Consider the following 22,403-nt stretch of genomic DNA (forward strand, 5'->3'; position numbering starts at 1 on the left):
TTTTTGTATGATTTATTTTGCGGCTTTATTGACCATTTCCTGAAATTCTTCATAAGTTTTTCCTTCAAATTTAACGCCATTTACATAAATGGTTGGAGTTCCGGTAATATTTAACGTCTCCACATAAGATAAGTCTTTGTCTATTCTTGTTTGATAGTCATCTTCTTTATAGACAGAAGCAACTTTTTCAGCATTTTCTTTTGATGTCACTTCTTTTAGCGTGTCTGTTAAAAATTCTTCCGTATTTAGCTCCACATTTTCTTTGCTTGTATCATCTGGTTGTTTTTCATAAAGAAGTTTATGGAATTTCCAAAATGTATCATTGCCTAATTCAGCATAGACAGCTTCTGCAAATACAGCAGCTCTTGTTGAATCAACTGGATGAATAAATGGATAATTCATATAATAAAATTTTGCTTTTCCTGTATTAATGAAATCTTTTTCAATAAGCGGAAAAAAGGATTGATTAAAACTTTTGCAGACAGGGCATTTATAGTCGCCGAATTCAACAATGCTTACATCAGCTGCTTCTTCGCCAAGAAAAGGCTGGTCTTTATAATCGAAATCAAATCCATCTTTTGGCTGATTGGCTAATATAACCAACCCGATTATACAAACAGCAACAAGACCTATCATCCAATAGAGAAATTTAGAAGATTGCTTTTTTGCAGCCGTTTTTTTTGGTTTTTTTGCCATTTTTTAGCTCCTTCACTGTTTTAAATGGTATTTTTTAGAGAAGTCGTCTTTGTTAATAAATACTGTAAATAACATATGTATATATAGCCAGTAAACAAAGCTATTCTTCATTTTAGGATGCTTGACTAAGAATCGTCAAGCTTCCTGCTTTTATTCCTCATAATGGCAAGTTTCTATCCATCTCAAAGGCTAAAAGAATTCTGGGAGAAGGGAAATTAATTGTAAAAACCTGGTTTTTAGCTTCACTTTATCTTTCCGCCTTGTCTAGAAAAAAACATCTGACTTAAAAAGCTGCAGATGTTTTGAAAAATGATGGTCAGTTAAAAGTTAAGGAAAAAAAGGCTTCTTCTTGTTTAATATCTTCTACATATTGAATGCCTTTATAGTCAAACCCGACTTTTCCAAGAATACGAAGAGCTTGTTTATTGTTAATTGCGCTTGAAGCAGTTATTGTCTGTACAAGATTTAAAGAGTGGGCATAGTTTAAACAGGCAATTGCTGCTTCCGTTCCGTAGCCTTTATTCCATATATCTTTTTTTAAGTGACAAATAAGTTCTGCATTCTTTAACGAATCTTCAATATTAAATCCGGCTGCCCCGATTACTTCCTCTGTTTCAAGGAGAACCACCCCATAAACAGATAATCCATATTCTAGTTGGGATTGCTTATAAAAAGACAGGACATCTGGGAGCAGCTCTAAAGACATGCTTCCGCCGCAACTGTTCATAACCTCTTTATTTCCCCAAAAAAGTTTGCATGCCTCTATATCTTCTTGCTGCAATAATCGAAATCCTAATTTGTTTGTCGTAAATAAATAGCTCAAAATAAAACCCCTTCGCCATATGCTTTTAAAATTCTACTATAGATGAAAGGTAGAGAAAAGTAAATTATCGTGTGAAATAAAGAAGGGATTTTAATAAATATATTCATCATAATGCATCGTATATGATGTAATATTGTTCGCAAGCATATCAATATCACCATCATACATATGAAAGGTGAGGGAGGCATGGATGTGTTCAAATCTCTGTTCTGCATTATCTGTTTCTTTTAATTCAGCAGACCAATGAATTTTCGGAATGGCAATAATAAAACGGCCGTTATCTGTTTTCATCATATAAAGATTTGTATTTTTCTGTCCACATTGAGAAATATCTTCTAATAAAGATATCATATGGAAGCACCTCCAATATATATTAATAATAGCACAATAATTTTTGTGTATAAAAAAGGAAGGTATTTTTAACTAAAATGTAATATTTATGTAAATGAGAGGAAATCTAGTCTGTTTTTGTCGATTTATTTGTAGAGGTAGAAACATAGTCATAATAAAAACGAGATAATTAATAGAAGAATATATACCATAATTATCCTTTTTAATCTTTTTCTTTGCTTTTTTATAAAAAAAGAGGATAATTAGGTTTTGATTTTAAAAAAACAGGGTATAAAAAAGAAAATGTATGCACGTAGAAGTGTCTTTTTAATGGTAAATGCCATATATATATATGAAAAAGGTGATTAACTATTAAAAAATACTGGAAATTTATAAGCTTTAGTGGGACGGTACTGCTTTTTGTTTTTTTCTTTTTCGAAACAGACATGTTTCAAGCCGTTCAAAAGGGAGAAATAAAGGCAGTTTCTTCATTAAGTGAAAATATCTTTTATACTTTGCTTGTCAGCTTAATTATTATGGTTATCCAAAATACATTTACCCTTATTCCATTAATTTTTGTTATTACATTAAATTATTATTCATTTGGATTTATTAATGGATTTATTTGGAGTTGGCTTTCTAGTGTAGTGGCGGCTATCATTGTTTTTTATGCTGTTCGTTTTTGGTTTCAGGATATAATTCCTCAACAAAAACATCGTGATTTTATTGAGAAAATAGAAAGAAAAGGGACTTATTATGTGTTTTACGGAAGAGTATTCCCATTTTTCCCCACAAGCCTCTTAAATATAATTGCAGGCATCAGCACCATATCACTAAAGGCATTTACTATAGGTACGTTAATTGGAAATTTTATTTATTTTTTTATTTTAAGCCTTATTCCCTTTGGTTTGTTTTCGACAGATATTCCTCCTGTTTTAATGGTTATCTTCATTGCTTTAGCCATTATTTTATTTTATTTTATGAAAAAAGCAAAACCTGCTTTTTTTCAGCAGCTAAAAAAGGGAAAAGAAAAAAGCAGCAATGTCTAAAGGAATTTATTAGTTAGTCTAATTTTGGTTATTTTTCGAAACTTTTCCAATAGATGCCCGTATTATTAGAGAAGATAATTTTTTAAGGAGTAGGAGGAAGATAGATGTTATTATTTTTATTCATTATTGGCATATTTATTTTCTTATCTTTCCTGATGAAATCTACTAATAGAACTAGAAGTCGTTCTTCCAATTCTTTTATTCCATATCAGGGGAATTCCGATCATAACAATCATTCTGGCATGGATGGAGGAAATGACTGCGGGGGATCTTTTGGCGGCAGTGATGGTGGATGCAGCGGTGGCGGTGGAGATTAGTAACCAAAATACAAAAAAATGCAGAGGGACATTATTCCCTGTGCATTTTTTGTATTCTTTAAACACCCATTAAAATCATTAAACGCATTGTATAGGTTGCTTGCTGTTTTTTAACATGCTATAATTTTGCTTATATAACACGAAAGGGATGATGGGTGGACAATGGATAACTAACCTAATTTTAAAATTTGAAACAATATATTTCAGATTATAAAACTTAGGATTAGTCTACCCATTTTTCTATATCTATATAGTCCCATGGCTATATAGCCTATTTGAGTACGGTGAAATGTGATTTGACTAATCCTTCCAAAATTATTTGGGAGGATTTTTTTGTTCTCCCTGAAAAAGAAGGGATGATTATTTATGTTGGAACTAATGCAACTACAAGATATAAAAATTGAAATTCAAGATTATATTATTTTTGAAAATATAAATACAAATGTGCAACAAGGGGATATTATCGGACTCATAGGTAAAAATGGCGCTGGTAAATCGACTTTATTGCAATTGTTAAACGGTGATTTTTCACCAACAGAAGGATATATTAAATACTTGCAAAATGACCTTACAATAACAATGGTTGAACAAGAAATGGAGTCATACTCTTTTGATGTGGTTTCTTCTCAAGAAGAGGCATTATTAAAGAAGTGGAATGTGCCGACTCGTGACTTCTCGAACTTAAGTGGAGGAGAAAGGCTAAAAGCGCGTCTTGCAAAAGGGCTGGCAAAAGATACGGACATTTTATTGTTGGATGAACCAACAAATCATCTAGATGAACAGAGTACGGAATTTCTTATAAGACAGCTGAAAAGGTATAAAGGCACTATTATTCTGGTATCACATGATCGTTATTTCTTAGATAAGGTTGTTACAAAAATATGGTCAATTGAAAATCAACTGCTTATTAGTCATAGTGGCAATTACACTAGTTATATGAAATTTTGCGAAAGAAAAAGACTTGCACAGCAACGGGAATATGAGAAGCAGCAAAAGATGATAGAACGTATTGAAGGCCAAATGAATCAACTAACCTCATGGTCAAAATCGGCGCATGCACAATCAACAAAACAGGAAGGTGTTAAAGAATATTATCGTGCAAAAGCTAAACGAATGGATTCACAAGTGAAATCGAAACAAAAACGCCTTGAAAAGGAACTTGAAAAAATTAAAGTGGATGCTCCGAAGGGTGAATATCAAGTGAATTTTTCATTAAAATCAAATTCTAAAGTAGGAAAGCGGTTTTTAGAAGTCAAAAATTTAGAAAAGACTTTTGACGGGCAAATACTTTTTAAAGGTGCTAACTTTACTATTCAGCATGGTGAAAAAGTCGCTGTGGTAGGTCCAAATGGTAGTGGTAAAACCACCTTTTTGAATATGACAGTTGGAAAAGAAACAATTACAAGAGGGGATATATGGATTTCTCCATCAGCCAATATTGGCTACTTGACTCAAGAGGTATTTGACTTGCCCCTTGAGCAAACCCCCAAACAGTTATTTGATAAAGAGTCATTTGAAGAGAGAGGGCATGTACGGAATTTAATGAAGCATTTAGGATTCCTTGATTCTCAGTGGATAGAGGCTATTGGAAATATGAGCATGGGTGAGCGTGTGAAGTGCAAGTTGATGAAATATATTCTAGAAGAAAAGGATGTGCTTATTTTAGATGAACCAACAAATCATCTTGACTTAGCTTCTCGTGAACAACTTGAAGACACATTAAAACAATATAACGGTACGCTGTTAGTCGTATCGCATGATCGTTATTTTCTGGAAAAAACAACAAACACAAAGCTGATTTTTTCGAAAAATAGTATCAATAAGCAACTAAGCCAGAAAGAATCATCACTAAAAAGAGATGATAAGGAAGAGTTGCGTTTAACACTTGAAACAGAACGGCAAGAAGTCTTAGGCAAGCTGAGTTTTATTAGTTCTAATCATAAAGAATATGAGGAGCTTGATCTGAAATTTAAAGAACTTACTAAAAAAATAAAAGATCTTTTGTAAAGGCAAGCTGTTCTTATAACAAATGAAGAGGTTTCAATTATGTCATTTTCATACTTGGTATTGGTAAATTAAATAGGGGAAAAAGACGATTCATGTTTATGTGAATCGTCTTTTTTAGTAATTTGATGTTCAAAAATGTTATATATGCGGAAATAATTTTTTATCTATCCTATTAAAAATTCAGGAGTAATTTTTTACAGCAAACAAAAAAGCCAAAGTTAAGATAAAGTTAAGGAACTTCTATCATAATGAAGCTACATTACAGATAGGAGAGAACAAACATGAAATTAATGAAAAAAGCACAATACTTTATCGGAATTATTGCAATGGCATTTCTGCTTGTACAAGGAGTAATGGATATAACTAATTACTTTAGCAGCGAGAGTCAGCCTCAGATGGGTACGATGGAAATGGGCCAAGCGCCAAGCATGGGACAAAATGGGGACAATACAGCAGCCAGCAGTGAAAATACTTCAGGAGATACTGGCACTAGCAGTGATTCTAGTGCAGCAGCTGATGAAGGAACAGCTGGCAGTACTACGCAAGGCCGAGATCAAATGACGCCCCCATCTGGTGATTTCAGCGGCACAGGCCCACAACAAGGCGGCATCGGTTTTAACAGCATTCATCAAGGGACTTCTGGTTTAGTGACAGGCATTATATTAGTATTATTTTCTGGTGCAGGTCTAATATTTACTGGACTATCTGCAATGAATAAAAGAAAAGAAGCTTAAAAAAAGTAGAGCCATTATCCAAATTAATTTTCATAGATTTGGATGACGGCTTTTTATCTTGAGAGCAGATACTATCTTCAAGGAAAGAGAAGGGTATATCTCAATGATTAAGCTGGGGATGAAATGAGGAATGGGTTGATTTCCCATTTGGACTGTCCGACTTTTAGAGCACTGCTGGAAGGAAAGAGAGATGGAAAGCCAGTGACAATGGGCAATAATGTTTTTGCTTCATCAGATTCTGTTGTAACAAAAAATGTCTGAGCAAACGTTGTTGTCAGAAGAAATCCTGCCAAAATAATAAAATAAATAGAATGAGATAAGTAAGTGAAATGCTAGGTAAGGCAGTTTATGCTACGCCTAGCATTTTTTAGGGTTAATAATATGGCAGAATATTATTCATATAATAATTTGGATAGGCTGGATACATATATTGGCCATAATTGCTATAGTGAAAGTTTGGATGATAATAAGGATTTTGGGTTATTAGAGTAGTAGGAGTGGTGTGGAAAGGAGTAAAAATAGCTGGGTTTAAACTTCCAGGATTGGAGACAGCTGGAACAGCGCCGGTAGGGACAGCGCCAGCGCCAACAGCTCCAAAACCAATAGCAGGAGCAATGGGAACGGCACCTATGCCTGCTCCACCATGTATACGATTAATAGAGTGTATTGGAAACATAATTTTTCACCTCGCCTTACTATATGTGAGGAAAATAGATGTGTTACCTAATTTTGTAAGCTTGGTATTTTTAGAAAAGTCATTTCTTCCAAAAAATCCATAAATGCTTTAGACACGGGTTTTCTATTTTTTCTCATCTATTCCGCCAGTGATTTCTGCGCTAGTTTTTGTGTTAAATTGCATAATTTTGTATAAATGACAGGAAACTTATTCTTCATTTCTGTTGATAATGATAACTTTTGTTTGCTGCAAATGCCAAAAATGTCGCCGGTGATAACAAGGCATTTCCTGTTAAGGTCTGTTTTATTGTTCCTATCTTAGGGTAGATAAGAAAACAAATAGAAACGAAACATTTACAAAAAGAAGGAGTGGAAAAATGGGAAGATATGTGGAAGTTGAAAAAAATGCATCCGTATATGTAGAAGATATCGGTGAAGGGCAGCGGATTGTGTTGATTTATGGTTGGATCTAATTACATCAGGGGGCTAATCTGTTTGTTTAAATTTTTCTTTTTTTGGAAAATATGGATAAGGATGTTTGGTGAGAAATAAAAATAGTAATTTGTTCATAGAATTGTCACAATTTAAAAGGAGAAATTCTTTTCCTATCGATTGCTATTTGCTATGATAAAAATTGAAAACACTATCAATATGTTGTTTACAACTGATTGTGAAAAAACAAACAAATCAAAGGAGAACATGCAATGTTACATAAGAAAAATTTATTATCCATATTTTCAGCATTATTGGCTATATTTTTTGTTGCTTTTCCCGCCAGCGCCCATGTTACGGTAAAACCTTCGACTTCCACAACAGAAGCTTGGGAAACTTATAGTATAAAAATACCTGTGGAAAAAGATATTCCAACAACAAAAGTTGTGTTGAAAATTCCATCGAATGTAGAATTTAAAATGTATGAACCTGTTGAGGGCTGGAAAACATCAACACAAACAGATGACAATGAAAAGGTAACAACGGTAACGTGGGAAGCAGAAAATGCTGCTGCAGCAATTCAAGCAGGACAATACCGCATTTTTACTTTTACTGCACAAAACCCTGCTGATGCAAGCAAAGTTGCATGGGATGCTTACCAATACTATAAAGATGGAAGCATTGTAGAGTGGACTGGCGATGAAGATGAAGAGCTGCCGCATTCTATAACAGAAGTTACAAAATCAAATGCTGCGGTAGACAGCCATGGACACAGTCATGACAAGGCAGATGATGAATCAGTAGAAGAAGACCATGAGCATAATGCGGGTACTTCTAGTGGAACAATCCTTTCTATCATTGCCATTATTATTTCTATTGCTGCGATTATTTTAACATTTGTTAGAAGAAAATAAGGAAATAAAAAAACTGATTCGTATATGAATCAGTTTTTTTAGGCAAATAAATAGGTTATTCTAATGGTAGCCTTTATAATAATAAAATGGAAATAGGTTTAATGCTGCTGCTTCAATGGAATAAAGAGAAGAGGAGACTACTATTTTCATCTGAAAAAGGAGCGGAAAGGGCATGAAATTTACCATTACAGATCAAGCAAAAGAAAAATTAAAAACATATGACTTGCCAGAAGATGCAAGTTTTAAGATAACGTCTATTTTTAGCGGTGGCTGCAGCTATACGTATAATTATGAATTTTCTTTAGATTATATCCAAGCAGATGACACAAAATTTGAAGATAACGGCATGACGATTTATTTAGATGCATTGACATTAAAACATATTGATGAAGATTTAAAATTGGATTATGTAGATGGAACGGGTTTTCGCTTAATAGGGCCAGGTCAAATTTATTCTTTTCATTTAAATGTAAAACGAAAAGTGAAATAAAGTGAAACTTCAATTAGTGGAGGAAGCCGTCTTCCGCTGAGTGTTAGCTGGACCAATCAGGTTTTTTACGGTCAAGTTTCTGCCCACCTAGGATTTTTTATCTTCTCTTAAGTTAGGGAACAAAAGCCTGTTAAAGTGCAATAAAAGAAAAAGGTGCCGCTAATTCAATTAGTGGCATCTTTTTTTGAATACAAAATTTTTATTCTTTGAAATTATCTTTTTTCGGACTATCAAAAGCCAACTCTACTAAGCTGAAAATAAGGGTTGTGATGAGTTGGACCACATTTCCCAATTGAACTGAATCTATCCACTTATCTGCAATAGAAAAACCAGTCCATATAATAGAAAAAATAAGCAAAAAGGACAAAAACAGTTGTAAACGGCTAGATGGGATAATAGCATATATAAAAACTCGAAGGACTTTAATGATCAAATCTCCAATAACGCTTATTAAAAGAAAAATCAAAACAAATAAAAACAGAGATTTAAGTGAATCATAATGTACATTTAATAAATGAAAAATCCCCAATAACCCAAAATAATAAAGAGCGATTATCAACAGTAAAATAGCAGATACAGCAAACACAATAAGGGCAATAATTATTATTTTTTCTTTTAAAAGCTCTTTTCTAAACGGTTTTTCTGTATTCATATATAGCTGAACTCCTAATAAAAGCTTCCGAGGTTTGTTATCTATAGTATAGCCAATGCCAGATGACTTTGTAAGAGAAAGGTTTATCGATAAAGCAAACAGCAATTTCTTGACAAATTATAGATAGTATCAGACAATAACTACCGAACGGTCGGTAGTTAAAAGTGATTCAGCGGCTTAAAGGAGGAAAACAGATGAACCGTTATTGGATGATGGTGTTTGGAGCAGGCTTTATTGAAGTAGCTTGGGTATCTGGATTAAAATATGCGACGACACCACTTGAATGGATAGGAACAGGACTTGCAATCATTCTGAGTTTTTTTATCTTAATTATCGCAACAAATCATTTACCGATAGGAACGGTATATGCCGTTTTTACGGGACTTGGAACAACAGGAACGGTTATTGCGGAAATTATTATTTTTCACGAACCTGTCCACCCATTAAAATTAGTGCTAATTGCTATGCTGCTTATTGGTGTTATCGGATTAAAAATGGTGACAGATAGGCAGCAAGAAGAGGGGAATGCATGATGGCTTGGTTTGCTTTAATTATTGCTGGTTTATGTGAAGTGTTTGGTGTCATCAATATTAAACGTCTGACGATGAAGAAATGGGATGCACTTATTTATCTTACAATTGGTTTTATTTTAAGTTTTGCGATGTTAACATATGCTATGAAGACAATTTCGATGGGAACAGCCTATGGTGTATGGACGGGAATAGGAACGGTAGGCTCTGCTCTTGTTGGTATGTATATGTATAATGAGCCAAAGGAGTGGACACGAATATTTTTTATTGGATTGATATTAGCTGCGACTATTGGCTTAAAAGTGATATCTTAATTTTTTCATTTTTATAAATAGGAGGATTATAAGTGAAAAAAGAGGAACTGAAAAAAGCAGCGCTTAAATTTTTTGCTTTAAATGGCTATGAAGGAACATCATTAAATCAGATAGCAGATGAAGTAGGCATAAAAAAATCTTCCATTTATTCTCATTATAAAGGCAAAGATGAGCTCTTCCTAGAAGTGGTAAGAGAGGCTAAATTAGCGGAAATTCAACTGAAAAAGGACTTTTTTCAAAAAAATGGCGAACTAGATGCAAAAGAGTTTTTATATGGATACTTAGTATATATAAAAGAGATGTTTCAACAAAATCAAAGTCTTAAATTTTGGTTAAGGATGGGTTTTTTTCCACCCTCCCATCTATACAAAATTGTCCAAGAAGAAGTAACCGAAGTGGAGGTTTTTCAAGAAAAATGGCTGGAAAAGATGTTTTTGCATTGGATAGATCAAAAAAATGTTAAAGTAGAAAATGAAAAAACAGCGACAATTGCTTATAATGGCATCTTAATGGCGATGATGGTAGAATTGGTGTATTATGAACAAGCAAATCGAGTAGATGAAAAGTTAGCAGCACTCTGGGGAATTTTTTGGCAGGGAATAAGTTAGGGGCTATAGAAAGGAAAACAATATCTATTGTGAGAATTCCTTTAAATTAATGAAAATGCAAAGTGTAATAGGGATTTGAGGCCGTCCAATAAGTCGTTTTCAGGCTATTGGATGGCCTCTTTTTATTCAGAAATGGCATTTTTAATTGATCACGCAATAACGGGCAGTAAAACCCCCACCTAAGGGATGATGAGAAGAAATGAAAAATCTAGATGGTAGAAACTAGCCCGTAAAGACCCGATTGGTTCAACTAACAATCAGTGGGGATGGAGAACCCCCCACTGTTTAAAGGTTCACTTTATTTGGTGGATGTTTTTGGAGATTTCTTCTAAAGTTGCAGCGAATTGTTCAACTTCTAGGGGAGAGGTGTTTCTCCCAAAGGAGATGCGCACTAATTCTTTTGCTGCTTCGTCGGAATATCCTAATGCTTTCATTGTTTTAGATGGTGCTTGATGGCCAACTTGACAGGCGCTTCCAGTTGAAATGGCAAACCCTTTTCTATTGCTTTCCAAAAGCACCCATTGCCCCTCTACCTGCTTTATTCTGAATGCAATAATGGATGGAAGCTGTGCCTTGTTTTCTATAATAGATAGAGAGGGATAATTTTTTGTTTTCTCTAAAAATAGCTGACGCAGTTTTTTATAATGAATGGTTTCTTCAGAAATAAGCTGATTTGCTTTATTTGCTGCAATAACCATCGCGGCAATCCCAGGTGTATTGACCGTACCAGGACGAAATCCATTTTCATGAGTGGTGTTTGGATAAAAGCTTTTCCCATTTAATCGAGGGTGGATATAACAAGCGCCAACCCCTTTAGGACCGTAAAATTTATGGCTTGATAAAGAAAATCCATCTATCATTTTGCTTAATTCAGGAATTGGAAGCTTGCCGAAACTTTGTACAAGATCGCTATGAAACAAAAGATGATATTTTCGGCAGATAAAGCTGATTTCTTCGATTGGCTGGATGGCGCCAGTTTCCGAGTTGACATGCTGAATGGAAACAAGAGCTGTATTTGTTTGAATGCTGTTTTCTAATACAGCAAGATCGACTGCTCCTGATGCAGTATATGGAATATACGTAATTTCATAGCCTTTTTGTTCTAATATTTTTATGGTGCTGTGAATAGAAGAATGCTCTCCCATTGCAGCAATAATATGATTTTTAGAGGAAGGCAAACTAGACAATAAAGCATGAATAGCTAAAAAGTTGCTTTCCGAACCGCCGCTTGTAAAATAAAGTCCCTCTTTTTGTATGCCTAACAGATTTGCTAATTGTTTGCGGCAATTTTCCAAAATATAATAAGCATCCCCGCCGATATCATGAAGACTATTTGTATTGGCAAAATAGTTTTTTGAAATTTCCATATAACCTAAAAGAGCATCTTCGTCAATTGGGCAGGTTGCCGCATAATCTAAATAAATCAAAGTGGTTTCCTCCTAAAAGGGATCATAAGTAGTATTTAATAAACAAGCATTTGGCTAGATAGAAATAACCGTATTTTTTTAGCAGAAAAGAAAATAGAAAAATAGAATAAAAGTCTTGTCATAATTTTAAATCTATGTAAATATAAGTGTCAAGACACCTGTTAAGAAAAGAGGGTAAAAATGTTGAAATCAGATGTACTGATTATTGGCAGCGGAATGGCTAGCTTACAATTGGCGAAATTACTATCTTGCGACCTGCATGTGATTATTCTCACAAAAACTAAAATAAATGAAAGCAATTCCTATTTGGCGCAAGGGGGGATTGCTGCATCCATCAGCCCACAAGATAATAATGACAAACACGCCCTCGATACATTGGAAGCAGGGAGATTTCATAATAATAAACAAGCAGTGGAAGAAATGACCAAACGTGCTGCTGTCCTTATTTATGAGCTGGCAAATAGCGGCTGTTTATTTGACCGCAGTAAAGATGGCCGGCTGCTCCTTGGCATGGAGGGAGCACATAGCGAGTCCCGTATTGTCCATGGCGGCGGGGATGCAACTGGAAAAACTGTAGTGGAATTTTTAAGTAAGCAATTAACAGATAATGTAACAATAGTGGAAGATTTTTTTGTAGACGAACTGTTATTGAATGACAAAAATGAGTGCATTGGAGCAAAAGGATTAAATGCACAAAATGAAATAGAAGCTTATTTTGCCGCATATACGGTGATTGCTGCAGGAGGATGTGGACAAACTTATGAATATACCTCAAGTGCTGAGACTGTAACTGGTGATGGAATAGCACTTGCCTATTTGGCAGGAGCAAAATTGTATGATATGGAGTTTATGCAGTTTCATCCTACCCTTCTTTCTGTTGGCGGAAAAACAGTTGGCCTTGTCTCAGAAGCGGTTAGAGGAGAGGGGGCTGTGCTTATAACAGAAGCGGGCGAGCGAATTATGAAAAATATTCACCCATATGAAGATCTTGCCCCTCGCCATATCGTTTCCCAAACGATATACAGTTATTTGAAAAAGGGAGAAAAAGTTTATTTAGATATTAGCCAAGTAGAACATTTTGAGAAAAAATTTCCTTCCATAACGAAAATGTGCAAAGACCATCAAATCAATTTGGCGGAAAAAAAACTTCCAGTTGCACCAGGAAGCCATTTTTTAATGGGAGGAATTGCAGCAAGCTTAGAGGGGCAAACATCCATCAAAGGGTTATATGCAATCGGTGAATCCGCTTGTACAGGCCTGCATGGAGCGAACCGTCTTGCAAGCAACTCTCTGCTAGAAGGTTTATATATGGGCAAAGAATTGGCAAATCTGATTAATAGGAATAAAGAGATAAAAAGAAGCTGGAGGATAAAAGAAGAGATTCTCCCATCTATGCCGATTTATTTGCCGGCAAAAAGGGAATTAAAAAGGAAAATGATGGAGCATGTTGGCATTGTCCGCCAGGAAGCCAGTTTAATTAGCCAGCTGGAGTGGATAAAAAGCTTTGGAATAAAGGATTATCGTATGGTGCAAAAGGGAAATTACAGCAAACAGGAAAAAGAAGCAGCATTTATGCTTCTTGTATCTTGGCTGATTACAAAATCTGCTTTAGAAAGAACAGAAAGCAGAGGAGGGCATTTTAGAACAGACTATCCTTTTGAACAAACAGAATGGCAGAATCGTTTGATTATCCAGCAATTAGAAAGGAATGAACAAAATGAACAAGCTAAAGCTCAAAAAACAGCTGGAATACTTTTTTATTGAAGATATTGGTGAAAGAGATATTACGACAGATACGATATTTCCGAGCAGAAAGAAGGGAGAAATTGTATTTATAGCTAAAAGCAATGGCATATTTTGCGGTAGAGATGTAATTGAAATGGGTTTTCAACTTTTAGAGCCAACAATGGAAATTGCTTTTTTTAAGGAAGATGGAGAAACAGCAGAAATTGGAGAAAAAATTGCTACAGTATCTGGCAGTGTTGTCAATCTGTTAAAAGGCGAAAGGGTCGTGTTAAACCTTATTCAAAAAATGAGCGGGATTGCAACGATTACCAATCGAGCTGTAAAAACATTAAACAGTGGCTATACGAAAATTTGTGATACAAGAAAAACAACACCAGGACTTAGAATGTTAGAGAAATATGCCGTAACAAAAGGAGGAGGCTTTAACCATCGCTGCGGATTATATGATGCTGTGATGATTAAAGACAATCATATTTCTTTTGCCGGCTCGATTGCAGATGCTGTAAAAACAGTAAAAAAATCGATTGGCCATACCGTGAAGGTGGAAGTGGAAACAGAAACAAAAGAACAAGTATTAGAAGCTCTTGAAGCAGGGGCAGATATTATTATGTTTGATAACCGCAAACCAGATGAAATTAAAGAATGGATACAGCTTGTGCCAGAAACTGTTATAACAGAGGCTTCAGGGGGCATTACCCTTGATAATTTAGCTTCATATAGAGATTCAGGGGTCGATTTTATTTCACTCGGATTTTTAACCCATTCGGCAAAAGCTTTGGATATTAGTGTTAAAGTCAATTTTTAAAGATTAAAAAGGGCTAGAGGGGGAAATGGTGGATGAGCATACTAGAGCAATTGCAAGTGAAAACAGGCAGACTGCCAGAAAAGTATATAAAAATGTCAACAGCAGAACTTGAAGAGAGAGTAGCGAAAGTAAAACACGTACTCGGCAAACGACTATTTGTGCCAGGCCATCACTATCAAAAAGATGAAGTGATTCAATTTGCGGATACAACTGGAGATAGTCTCAAGCTTGCCCAAGTGGCTGCTGAAAATAAAGATGCAGAATTTATTGTGTTCTGCGGTGTCCATTTTATGGCAGAAACCGCCGATATTTTAACAGACCAACAGCAAAAAGTATATTTGCCAGATATGCGGGCTGGCTGCTCCATGGCCGATATGGCCGATATTTACCAAACAGATCGTGCATGGGGAAAATTGCAAGCAATATTTGGAGATACAATTATTCCCTTAACTTATGTAAATTCAACAGCTGCCATTAAAGCATTTGTTGGCGTTAACGGGGGAGCAACGGTTACATCCAGCAATGCGGAAAAAATGGTTTCATGGGCATTGAAGCAAAAAGAAAGACTATTATTTTTGCCTGATCAGCATTTAGGAAGAAATACGGCCTTTAATTTAGGGATTCCTTTAGAAAATATGGCAATTTGGAATCCTATACTTGATCAATTAGAGTACGATGGAGAGATAGAAAATATTCAAGTGATTTTATGGAAAGGACATTGCTCTGTCCATGAAAATTTTACAGTGGAAAATATTAAGGAAGTGCGCCATAGCTACCCAGACATGAAAATTATTGTCCATCCAGAATGCAGGCGGGAAGTGGTGGCATTATCTGATTATGCCGGATCTACCAATTATATTATTGATGTGATTGAACAGGCAGATCCAAACACTGCCTTTGCGATTGGGACAGAAATGAATCTCGTAAAACGGATTATCAAAGATCATCCAGATAAACAGATTATTTCTCTAAATCCAAATATGTGTCCATGTTTAACGATGAACCGCATTGATTTGCCTCATTTTGTCTGGTGTCTTGAATCGTTAGAGACAGGATTTGAAGATAATCGCATTATTGTTGATGAACCAACTGCAAGCAATGCAAAACTCGCACTTGAAAGAATGCTTGCTTTTTCTTAAATGGGAAAAGCCTGACCTGCCAGAAAAACACTGGCAGGTTTTTTGTATAGAAAAACAAATAATAGTGCTATAATTAACTATTTTTAAAAAATTAATAGAAAATTTAATAATATTGTAACTTTTTTTCTTTTCATTCGTTTAAATATATATATAGAAAAAATGGGTGGTATTTTCCAATTAGGGTTGTCCAATAAAGAAAAAGGAGTTGTAGCGTTGCATGTGGCTGTCGATAGGTATTCTGCTAATCTGTTTTGTCCTGCTTTTCCGTGATTTAGTTTTTGCAAAAAAAGCGCAGTTAAAGAGAGTGGATATTGCTGAGCAGGATGAACTGGAAAAGAAGCGAATCGAAGATATAAAAATGCTGCATGAGCTGCAATATGTTTGGGATCATGCACGCTGGCAAAAAGAAAATGTCAGCATGTCCAGGCTAGAAGATATGGATATACACCTTTGTTATGTATACAGCCCTAATATCCCAGAGTCAATCGAAAATTATAAAATTTGGTTCTCGAGCAGCAGCACTGAAATCATTAATCCCATTGCCCATACATACGCACATTTAGAGGGAGAACCTGCGAATAAAGTGAAAGAGATATTATTAAATCAATCAAAGTATATGTGAATGTTGATAACCATCCCATTGCATACTTTTTTCGTTAGTTGCCATTATCATAGAGATGGCTTCTTTATTTTTTTATTTTTTGTGAAAAACTTCACAAAAAATGCATATTTTTAATGACAACAGGTTGAGGACTCTTTACTATTAAGGTAAATACTGTATTATTTTCCGATAAATCTTAAATAAGAAGAGAAGAAATAAATTGTTTTTTCAAAAAAATAGAAAAAAAACTTCCATCCCTAGGCAAACTAAAAAAGAAGTATATCTTATGGCCTATTTCCTAACAGGCAATAAGAATAAAGCGTATTTTTTAATGGAAAAAGCACTGTCTAAGACAAAGTTTACCTATGAGCAAAGACAGTTTGAAGACTATGTGAAAACCCTTTATAAACTATGGAGGAAATTTGAAAAATACAATAAGGAAACATGGAAAGAGGATAGTCATTTTTTGCTTTTGAACTTGCCGAAACTTTCAGCAGAAGAACGAATGATTATCCTTCTTCGTTATGGAAAAAACTTTCCTATTAATAAAATTGCCGAAATTATGCACATGTCAGTCCATAAAGTGAGAAACAGTTTAATAACTGCGCTGCCAATTTGGACAGATTCGAAACGCTTTTCTTCTATAGAAATATATCGGGAAACTTTTCAAAAATGCTGGAGCCAAGTGGAGGTGGATGAATCAAAACTTTCTTCTATTGGAAATGGCAGCGATTATAAACCCAGCAAAAGCAATAGGAATAAATGGATTGCTTTGTCTTTTTTTATCTCTTTTGTTTTCGTAGCAGAAGGGACAGTTGATGCTGTTTTTATCAAAAAAACAAAAGTTAGTGCTGGCCCTGATATTGTCCAACTATTTAAAGAAGGAACAATAGAAACAGAAATAAATAAAAAATTGGAAAAACATGGGTTTTATAATTTTTATCCTTCTGCTTATCACGAAGAAAAAGTTATTTACATTTATTCGGACAAAAAACAGAATGCGAGTGAAAATAACAAAATGCTTGCAATTGTAAATAAGGCGCTAAAGGAACGGAAAGCTGATTATAATGTCGTTTTAGATTATTATGATGTTGTAGAAACAGAAGATACAGATAGTAAAATAACTGAAAAAGAGAAAAAGGAACAGCAAATGATGGAAGAAGTGTCTGAATTGAGGGTGCGCCAGTTTCCTATTTTTTCTATAGATATGGAAGAAGAAAAATGGACTTTATGGATTCCTGATGATTTTTCAAGCAAAGAAAAGGCGGAACTGCTGGGAAAAATGGAGCAAATGCAAAAAAAAGCATAAAGACAAAAGAAAAATTGCTTTTCATTATTACAATAAGAAAAAAATAGAAAGTGAAGCAAGGTGGATTCAATTGGTGCCATATATAACAGAAGCATTGGAGTTAAATGAAAACTATCATTTTCGGAATGTGGAAATCCATTATAAGCATGGTGTAATGGAAGTCGCTATTTATACTGATCTGCTGAAAGAAAATAAAAAAAGTGCAGAGACAGCTCGAGAAATGGAAAGAGGAGTTAGAAAATTTATTGAATCAACAGAAGTGGTGAACATCACAAAAAAAGATAAGTATCAACTAAAAATAACTGGAGTTAGTGGACAAAAGTTAAGATAGAAGGAAAAAAGAATAGAGTTGGCTGAAATAAGAATCCCGTTTGCTTATAGGAAGATGCTTATACTCAGCCCCTATTTTTATTATTTAGGTGAATGGTTTTCACTCAAGAATTCTCCTTGTTCATCATCATATTCTGAATCATCAAGGTAAATAGAAAAATCTTCGTCTTCTTCATTAATCTGAAAAATGCTGAGTAATTGTCGAAGCATTTAATTAAGCCTCCTTATCACTATTTCACTGGGATATATTATTAATATATCCTTATTTTTTGCTGATTATTCGAACTTGGGATGTGACAGAAGGCGTTTTTTTTTACGAAATAAACAATTGCAGCAGGCAAAAGAAAGCAGGATAACGCAGCGGTTTTTACGTATAAAATTAGAACATTTGGCAATAATGCTATAAGATGTGAAGGAAGTGCATTTATGGTAAAATAAAAAAGAAGATGTATTGATTACTAAAAATGCAAGCAAAGGCAGTTGAACGTGATTGACAGGAAAAGAAAAGGTAGTGGTTTTGATAGGCCCGACCGCTGTTGGCAAAACGAAATTAAGCATTGAATTGGCAAAAAAATTCAACGGTGAAATTATCAGCGGCGATTCGATGCAAATTTATAAAGGAATGGATATTGGCACTGCCAAAATCACAAAAGAGGAAATGGAAGGAATTCCCCATCATCTTATTGATATTATCGATCCAGATGATTCCTTTTCTGTTGCAGAATTTCAAAAATTAGTCAGAGAAAAAATCAGCGAAATTACAAAAAGAGGGAAAATTCCTTTTATTGTTGGGGGAACGGGCCTTTATATACAGGCAGTTCTTTATGATTACCAATTTGAAGAAACAAAAACAGACCTAGATTATCGCCGCCAAATGGAAAAAGCTGCCGAAGTGGAAGGCGCAGAAGCTTTGCACCAGCAGTTAATGCAAATAGATCCAATAGCTGCCGAAAAAATTCCATATCAAAATGTCCGCCGTGTTATTCGAGCACTGGAAATACATCATGTTACAGGCAAAAAGGCTTCTGAATGGCAAAAGGAGCAACAAAAAGAATTGCTTTATGATGCAGCAATTATTGGCTTAACAATGGATAGAGAACTTCTCTACAGCCGCATTAATGAACGGGTGGATAAAATGATCGAGCAGGGGCTCTTGGAGGAAGTAAAGGGTTTCTATGAGCAAAATTTGCGAGACTGTCAATCGATCCAAGCAATTGGCTATAAAGAAATTTACAAATATTTTGAGGATCTTTCTACATTAGAAGAAGCAGTGGAAGAATTAAAACAAAATTCAAGAAGATATGCCAAAAGACAATTCACTTGGTTTCGCAATAAAATGGGTGTACAATGGTTTAATATGACAGAATGTGTGAAAAATAATAACATTCAAAAAAAAATAGAGGAAATTTCAAACTTTTTGGAAGGAAAGCTTGAACGGAAATAGAATACATACTAGTAGCGAGAAAAGAGGAGGATATTCATGAAGCAATCTGTTAATATTCAAGATCAATTTTTAAATCAACTAAGAAAAGATGGTGCAAGTGTTACCGTATTTTTAATAAGCGGCTATCAGATCCGCGGCATAATTAAAGGATTTGATAATTTTACTGTCTTGTTTGAATCAGAAGGAAAACAGCAACTTGTCTATAAACATGCTATTTCAACTTTTTCTCCGTTAAAAAATGTGCATATTGATTTGGAAGGAAACCAAGCTCAATAAATAATCGAAAAAACTTCACGCAAAACGTTGCGTGAAGTTTTTTTATGCAAGTTTTTAGGATTTCAAAAAAATCATAATGATTGCACTTATCGTTGAATATATATATTTTATGGGGGAATTTGAGAATTATTTTGCAGCATAAGATATAAGCCGGATTGGTCTATTAGGAGGTGTGGCTTTTGGAAAATCCAATAAGGATGAAAAACAATGGACAGATTACGGTAATGATTAACTCGCAGAAAAAAAAGGTTCTTCCAAGAGAGCTGCCAGAAAACAAGCCAATCCCTAAAAATCTGCCAAGTGAACATGCAGCGCTTAGGGAAATAGAAGAGGAATTAGGAAGTCTTGTTGGCATGGATGAGATGAAAAAAATGATTAAAGAAATATATGCATGGATCTATATAAATAAAAAAAGAGAAGAAAATGGTCTGAAGTCAGGCAAACAAGCACTTCATATGATGTTTAAAGGCAATCCAGGAACGGGAAAAACGACGGTTGCAAGATTGATTGGCAAACTATTTCAAAAAATGAATGTCTTATCAAAGGGACATTTAATTGAAGCGGAAAGAGCTGATTTAGTAGGGGAATATATTGGGCATACTGCTCAAAAAACAAGAGATCTCGTAAAAAAAGCAATGGGAGGAATTTTATTTATAGATGAAGCCTATTCCCTTGGAAGGGGAGGAGAAAAGGATTTTGGCAAGGAGGCAATTGATACCTTAGTCAAACATATGGAAGATAAACAGCATGATTTTATTTTAATTCTTGCCGGCTATTCAAGAGAGATGGATTTTTTTCTGTCTTTAAATCCTGGTCTTCATTCTCGTTTTCCCCTTGTCATTGACTTTCCCGATTATTCAACAGAACAGTTGATGGAAATCGGCTATCGAATGCTCGATGAGAGGCAGTACACACTAAGCCATGAAGCGGAAAAGGTGATGAAAGATCATTTAGCTTCTGTTCGAGATGACCAACATTTAAGAACATTTTCGAATGGAAGATATGTGCGCAATATTATTGAAAAATCCATAAGAGCTCAAGCGATGCGTCTTTTAATGCAATCTAACTATGACAAACATGAATTAATGACAATTCGCAGCAATGATTTGATTTTTGAAAAAAAGGATAGTGATTATTAAAATGCCACTAACTGTTTGTAGTTAGTGTTTTTTTTATATTAACGAATGGTGCTAAAAAGAAATGACAAGAAGAAAACTGGATGAGGAAAAATCCCGCTGATGGAAGTTTTCTTTTGCTGAAAAAATAGAATTTTGTTAGTTTTTGTTGTTTTCTTATTATAAAGAAAAAGAAGGAAAAAAAGCTGTAACTATTGAAAAGAGTATGCTAGTGTATAGAAACATGGATATACTAAAATTATTCTATCCTTTTGGTAGGGTTATTTGATTTTATGGCAATGGATAGATAAAAATAATGAATTTTTTTAGAAAGAAAACGTTTTTTTTGTTATTATTTAAGTAAAAAGAAAGGTAGGTCTTTACTTGGAAGAAACAAAGGAAAAAGTTATATTAGTGGGCTGTCAAACGACCGATGATACAAAAAGGTTTGACTATTCAATGGAAGAATTGGCGAGCTTAACAGAAACGGCAAATGGCGAGGTTCTTGTGTCTCTTACCCAAAATCGCGACCGCATTCATCCCTCTACCTATATTGGCAAAGGGAAAGTAGAAGAATTGGAAGCATTGGCTGAAGAACTGGAAGCGGATATTATTATTTTTAATGATGAATTGTCGCCAAGCCAAGTGCGGAATCTTTCCAAAAATATTGAAGCAAGAATTATTGATCGCACGCAGCTGATTTTAGACATCTTTGCAGGACGGGCACGCTCTAAAGAAGGGAAACTGCAAGTAGAGCTGGCTCAGCTTCAATATTTGCTGCCAAGGTTAGGGGGCCAAGGACTGCAATTATCTAGACTTGGTGCTGGAATTGGAACAAGAGGGCCTGGTGAAACTAAGCTGGAATCAGATCGCCGCCATATTCGCCGCAGAATTGATGATATTAAAGCACAACTTCAAGTGATTGTACAGCACCGTGATCGCTATAGGGAAAGAAGGAAAAAGAACCGCACCTTTCAAATTGCTCTTGTCGGCTATACAAATGCAGGGAAATCCACGTTGTTTAATCGTTTGGCAGAAGCAGATTCCTTTGAAGAAAATATTTTATTTGCCACACTTGATCCAATGACAAGAAAAGTAATTTTGCCAAGTGGTTTTACGGCTCTTATTACTGATACGGTTGGATTTATTCAAGATTTGCCGACAACATTGGTTGCAGCGTTCCGCTCTACATTAGAAGAAGTGAGGGAAGCGGATTTATTGCTTCATGTTGTAGATATGTCCAATGAAGAATATTTTCAGCATGAACAAACAGTACATAAATTGCTTAATGATTTGGATATGCCAGAAATGCCCCAACTTACGGTCTATAATAAGCGAGACTTAATGTATAAAGAATTTGTGCCGACATCCACTCAAGATAGTATCATGATGTCGGCATTAAATGCAGATGATCGGGGAAATCTGAAGCAGAAAATCGAAAGCATCATGATTGAAAACATGGATTATTATGAAGTGGAAGTGCCAGCTGAGAATGGCAAACTTCTGTCTCAATTAAAAAATGAAACGATATTGAGAAGCTTATTTTTCGAAGAAGAAAAACAAGTATATCTATGCAAAGGCTATTGTTTAAAAGAGCATGCATTAAACACCAAGCTCACGCAGCTTAGAGGAATTTGAGG

The 22,403-nt window shown here is 34.9% G+C and carries 27 protein-coding genes; 20 read left to right on the forward strand and 7 right to left on the reverse strand.

What is annotated here, in order from left to right; translation table 11 throughout:
• Nucleotides 1-12 precede the first annotated feature (12 nt).
• From NCCP28_RS10190 to NCCP28_RS10200, 3 genes are all read right to left on the reverse strand, one after another.
• A complete protein-coding gene (locus NCCP28_RS10190; protein WP_248561309.1) occupies nucleotides 13-696 on the reverse strand; it encodes a DsbA family protein in 684 nt (227 codons plus the stop codon).
• 316 nt (nucleotides 697-1,012) lie between these two features.
• Entirely contained in the window at nucleotides 1,013-1,519 is a 507-nt protein-coding gene (locus NCCP28_RS10195) for a GNAT family N-acetyltransferase (protein ID WP_248561310.1), read from the reverse strand.
• Nucleotides 1,520-1,609: 90 nt separating this feature from the next.
• Nucleotides 1,610-1,870: a YueH family protein gene (locus NCCP28_RS10200; RefSeq protein WP_248561311.1), complete on the reverse strand. Its 261-nt coding sequence runs from the start codon at nucleotides 1,868-1,870 to the stop codon at nucleotides 1,610-1,612.
• Nucleotides 1,871-2,295: 425 nt separating this feature from the next.
• Between NCCP28_RS10200 and NCCP28_RS10205 the strand changes: the two genes are divergently transcribed.
• The 5 genes from NCCP28_RS10205 to NCCP28_RS10225 all read left to right on the forward strand — a co-directional run bounded on the left by NCCP28_RS10205 (nucleotide 2,296) and on the right by NCCP28_RS10225 (nucleotide 6,217).
• Nucleotides 2,296-2,898 carry a TVP38/TMEM64 family protein gene (locus NCCP28_RS10205; protein ID WP_248561312.1) on the forward strand — a complete coding sequence of 201 codons (603 nt, stop codon included), beginning with the start codon at nucleotides 2,296-2,298 and terminating at the stop codon, nucleotides 2,896-2,898.
• A gap of 104 nt (nucleotides 2,899-3,002) precedes the next feature.
• Nucleotides 3,003-3,215, forward strand: coding sequence for a hypothetical protein (locus NCCP28_RS10210; protein WP_248561313.1), 213 nt, complete (start codon nucleotides 3,003-3,005; stop codon nucleotides 3,213-3,215).
• Nucleotides 3,216-3,581: 366 nt separating this feature from the next.
• Entirely contained in the window at nucleotides 3,582-5,222 is a 1,641-nt protein-coding gene (gene abc-f, locus NCCP28_RS10215; protein WP_248561314.1) for a ribosomal protection-like ABC-F family protein, read from the forward strand.
• Nucleotides 5,223-5,503: 281 nt separating this feature from the next.
• The gene (locus NCCP28_RS10220; RefSeq protein ID WP_248561315.1) at nucleotides 5,504-5,956 is read left to right on the forward strand and encodes a hypothetical protein; all 453 of its coding nucleotides are present in this window, start codon (nucleotides 5,504-5,506) and stop codon (nucleotides 5,954-5,956) included.
• A 123-nt stretch (nucleotides 5,957-6,079) separates the two neighbouring features.
• Nucleotides 6,080-6,217 carry a hypothetical protein gene (locus NCCP28_RS10225; protein ID WP_248561316.1) on the forward strand — a complete coding sequence of 46 codons (138 nt, stop codon included), beginning with the start codon at nucleotides 6,080-6,082 and terminating at the stop codon, nucleotides 6,215-6,217.
• Between the two features lie 112 nt (nucleotides 6,218-6,329).
• Here the strand turns inward: NCCP28_RS10225 and NCCP28_RS10230 are convergent, their stop codons facing one another.
• Nucleotides 6,330-6,632, reverse strand: a complete 303-nt coding sequence (locus tag NCCP28_RS10230; RefSeq protein ID WP_248561317.1) for a hypothetical protein — start codon at nucleotides 6,630-6,632, stop codon at nucleotides 6,330-6,332.
• Nucleotides 6,633-7,335: 703 nt separating this feature from the next.
• Between NCCP28_RS10230 and NCCP28_RS10235 the strand changes: the two genes are divergently transcribed.
• Nucleotides 7,336-7,977: a YcnI family copper-binding membrane protein gene (locus NCCP28_RS10235; RefSeq protein WP_248561318.1), complete on the forward strand. Its 642-nt coding sequence runs from the start codon at nucleotides 7,336-7,338 to the stop codon at nucleotides 7,975-7,977.
• Nucleotides 7,978-8,149: 172 nt separating this feature from the next.
• Nucleotides 8,150-8,467 (forward strand): iron-sulfur cluster biosynthesis family protein, encoded by a 318-nt coding sequence (locus tag NCCP28_RS10240; RefSeq protein WP_248561319.1) that lies wholly within the window; start codon nucleotides 8,150-8,152, stop codon nucleotides 8,465-8,467.
• Between the two features lie 199 nt (nucleotides 8,468-8,666).
• Here NCCP28_RS10240 and NCCP28_RS10245 read toward each other — a convergent pair whose 3' ends face one another.
• The gene (locus tag NCCP28_RS10245; protein ID WP_248561320.1) at nucleotides 8,667-9,119 is read right to left on the reverse strand and encodes a YrvL family regulatory protein; all 453 of its coding nucleotides are present in this window, start codon (nucleotides 9,117-9,119) and stop codon (nucleotides 8,667-8,669) included.
• Between the two features lie 194 nt (nucleotides 9,120-9,313).
• On the opposite strand from NCCP28_RS10245, the gene NCCP28_RS10250 reads away from it, so the two are divergent.
• Genes NCCP28_RS10250 through NCCP28_RS10260 form a run of 3 tightly spaced genes read left to right on the forward strand, consistent with a single transcriptional unit; the run spans nucleotide 9,314 to nucleotide 10,571 of the window.
• Nucleotides 9,314-9,652, forward strand: a complete 339-nt coding sequence (locus NCCP28_RS10250) for a DMT family transporter (RefSeq protein WP_248561321.1) — start codon at nucleotides 9,314-9,316, stop codon at nucleotides 9,650-9,652.
• Nucleotides 9,652-9,963, forward strand: a complete 312-nt coding sequence (locus NCCP28_RS10255; protein WP_101176863.1) for a DMT family transporter — start codon at nucleotides 9,652-9,654, stop codon at nucleotides 9,961-9,963. Before NCCP28_RS10250 ends, NCCP28_RS10255 begins: the two co-directional genes overlap by 1 nt.
• Before the next feature lie 32 nt (nucleotides 9,964-9,995).
• On the forward strand, nucleotides 9,996-10,571 hold the full coding sequence (locus NCCP28_RS10260; RefSeq protein ID WP_248561322.1) for a TetR/AcrR family transcriptional regulator: 576 nt from the start codon (nucleotides 9,996-9,998) through the stop codon (nucleotides 10,569-10,571).
• Nucleotides 10,572-10,864: 293 nt separating this feature from the next.
• Here the strand turns inward: NCCP28_RS10260 and NCCP28_RS10265 are convergent, their stop codons facing one another.
• Nucleotides 10,865-11,998 carry an IscS subfamily cysteine desulfurase gene (locus tag NCCP28_RS10265; protein ID WP_282579552.1) on the reverse strand — a complete coding sequence of 378 codons (1,134 nt, stop codon included), beginning with the start codon at nucleotides 11,996-11,998 and terminating at the stop codon, nucleotides 10,865-10,867.
• Between the two features lie 180 nt (nucleotides 11,999-12,178).
• Between NCCP28_RS10265 and nadB the strand changes: the two genes are divergently transcribed.
• The 6 genes from nadB (at nucleotide 12,179) to NCCP28_RS10295 (ending at nucleotide 17,929) form a co-directional block, all read left to right on the forward strand.
• Nucleotides 12,179-13,762 carry an L-aspartate oxidase gene (nadB, locus tag NCCP28_RS10270; protein ID WP_248561323.1) on the forward strand — a complete coding sequence of 528 codons (1,584 nt, stop codon included), beginning with the start codon at nucleotides 12,179-12,181 and terminating at the stop codon, nucleotides 13,760-13,762.
• The gene (nadC, locus tag NCCP28_RS10275; protein ID WP_248561324.1) at nucleotides 13,716-14,549 is read left to right on the forward strand and encodes a carboxylating nicotinate-nucleotide diphosphorylase; all 834 of its coding nucleotides are present in this window, start codon (nucleotides 13,716-13,718) and stop codon (nucleotides 14,547-14,549) included. The genes nadB and nadC overlap by 47 nt, the downstream gene beginning before the upstream one ends.
• Nucleotides 14,550-14,581: 32 nt before the next feature.
• Nucleotides 14,582-15,688 carry a quinolinate synthase NadA gene (gene nadA, locus NCCP28_RS10280; RefSeq protein ID WP_248561325.1) on the forward strand — a complete coding sequence of 369 codons (1,107 nt, stop codon included), beginning with the start codon at nucleotides 14,582-14,584 and terminating at the stop codon, nucleotides 15,686-15,688.
• A gap of 217 nt (nucleotides 15,689-15,905) precedes the next feature.
• Nucleotides 15,906-16,310 carry a hypothetical protein gene (locus NCCP28_RS10285; RefSeq protein ID WP_248561326.1) on the forward strand — a complete coding sequence of 135 codons (405 nt, stop codon included), beginning with the start codon at nucleotides 15,906-15,908 and terminating at the stop codon, nucleotides 16,308-16,310.
• Nucleotides 16,311-16,575: 265 nt separating this feature from the next.
• A complete protein-coding gene (locus NCCP28_RS10290; protein ID WP_248561327.1) occupies nucleotides 16,576-17,598 on the forward strand; it encodes a sigma factor-like helix-turn-helix DNA-binding protein in 1,023 nt (340 codons plus the stop codon).
• 70 nt (nucleotides 17,599-17,668) lie between these two features.
• Nucleotides 17,669-17,929 (forward strand): hypothetical protein, encoded by a 261-nt coding sequence (locus tag NCCP28_RS10295; protein WP_248561328.1) that lies wholly within the window; start codon nucleotides 17,669-17,671, stop codon nucleotides 17,927-17,929.
• A gap of 80 nt (nucleotides 17,930-18,009) precedes the next feature.
• On the opposite strand, the gene NCCP28_RS23605 is transcribed toward NCCP28_RS10295, so the two are convergent.
• Entirely contained in the window at nucleotides 18,010-18,138 is a 129-nt protein-coding gene (locus NCCP28_RS23605; RefSeq protein WP_282579553.1) for a hypothetical protein, read from the reverse strand.
• A 280-nt stretch (nucleotides 18,139-18,418) separates the two neighbouring features.
• Here NCCP28_RS23605 and miaA point away from each other — a divergent pair, with 280 nt between their 5' ends.
• The 4 genes from miaA (at nucleotide 18,419) to hflX (ending at nucleotide 22,401) form a co-directional block, all read left to right on the forward strand.
• On the forward strand, nucleotides 18,419-19,372 hold the full coding sequence (gene miaA, locus NCCP28_RS10300; protein WP_248561329.1) for a tRNA (adenosine(37)-N6)-dimethylallyltransferase MiaA: 954 nt from the start codon (nucleotides 18,419-18,421) through the stop codon (nucleotides 19,370-19,372).
• Nucleotides 19,373-19,408: 36 nt separating this feature from the next.
• Entirely contained in the window at nucleotides 19,409-19,648 is a 240-nt protein-coding gene (gene hfq / locus NCCP28_RS10305; protein WP_248561330.1) for an RNA chaperone Hfq, read from the forward strand.
• 179 nt (nucleotides 19,649-19,827) lie between these two features.
• Complete coding sequence (gene spoVK / locus NCCP28_RS10310) at nucleotides 19,828-20,787, forward strand: stage V sporulation protein K (RefSeq protein ID WP_248561331.1); 960 nt, start codon at nucleotides 19,828-19,830, stop codon at nucleotides 20,785-20,787.
• A 360-nt stretch (nucleotides 20,788-21,147) separates the two neighbouring features.
• Entirely contained in the window at nucleotides 21,148-22,401 is a 1,254-nt protein-coding gene (gene hflX, locus NCCP28_RS10315) for a GTPase HflX (RefSeq protein WP_248561332.1), read from the forward strand.
• Nucleotides 22,402-22,403 lie beyond the last annotated feature (2 nt).

The sequence above is a fragment of the Niallia sp. NCCP-28 genome, from assembly GCF_023168165.1.
In the GTDB taxonomy this organism is placed as follows: Bacteria; Bacillota; Bacilli; order Bacillales; family Cytobacillaceae; genus Niallia.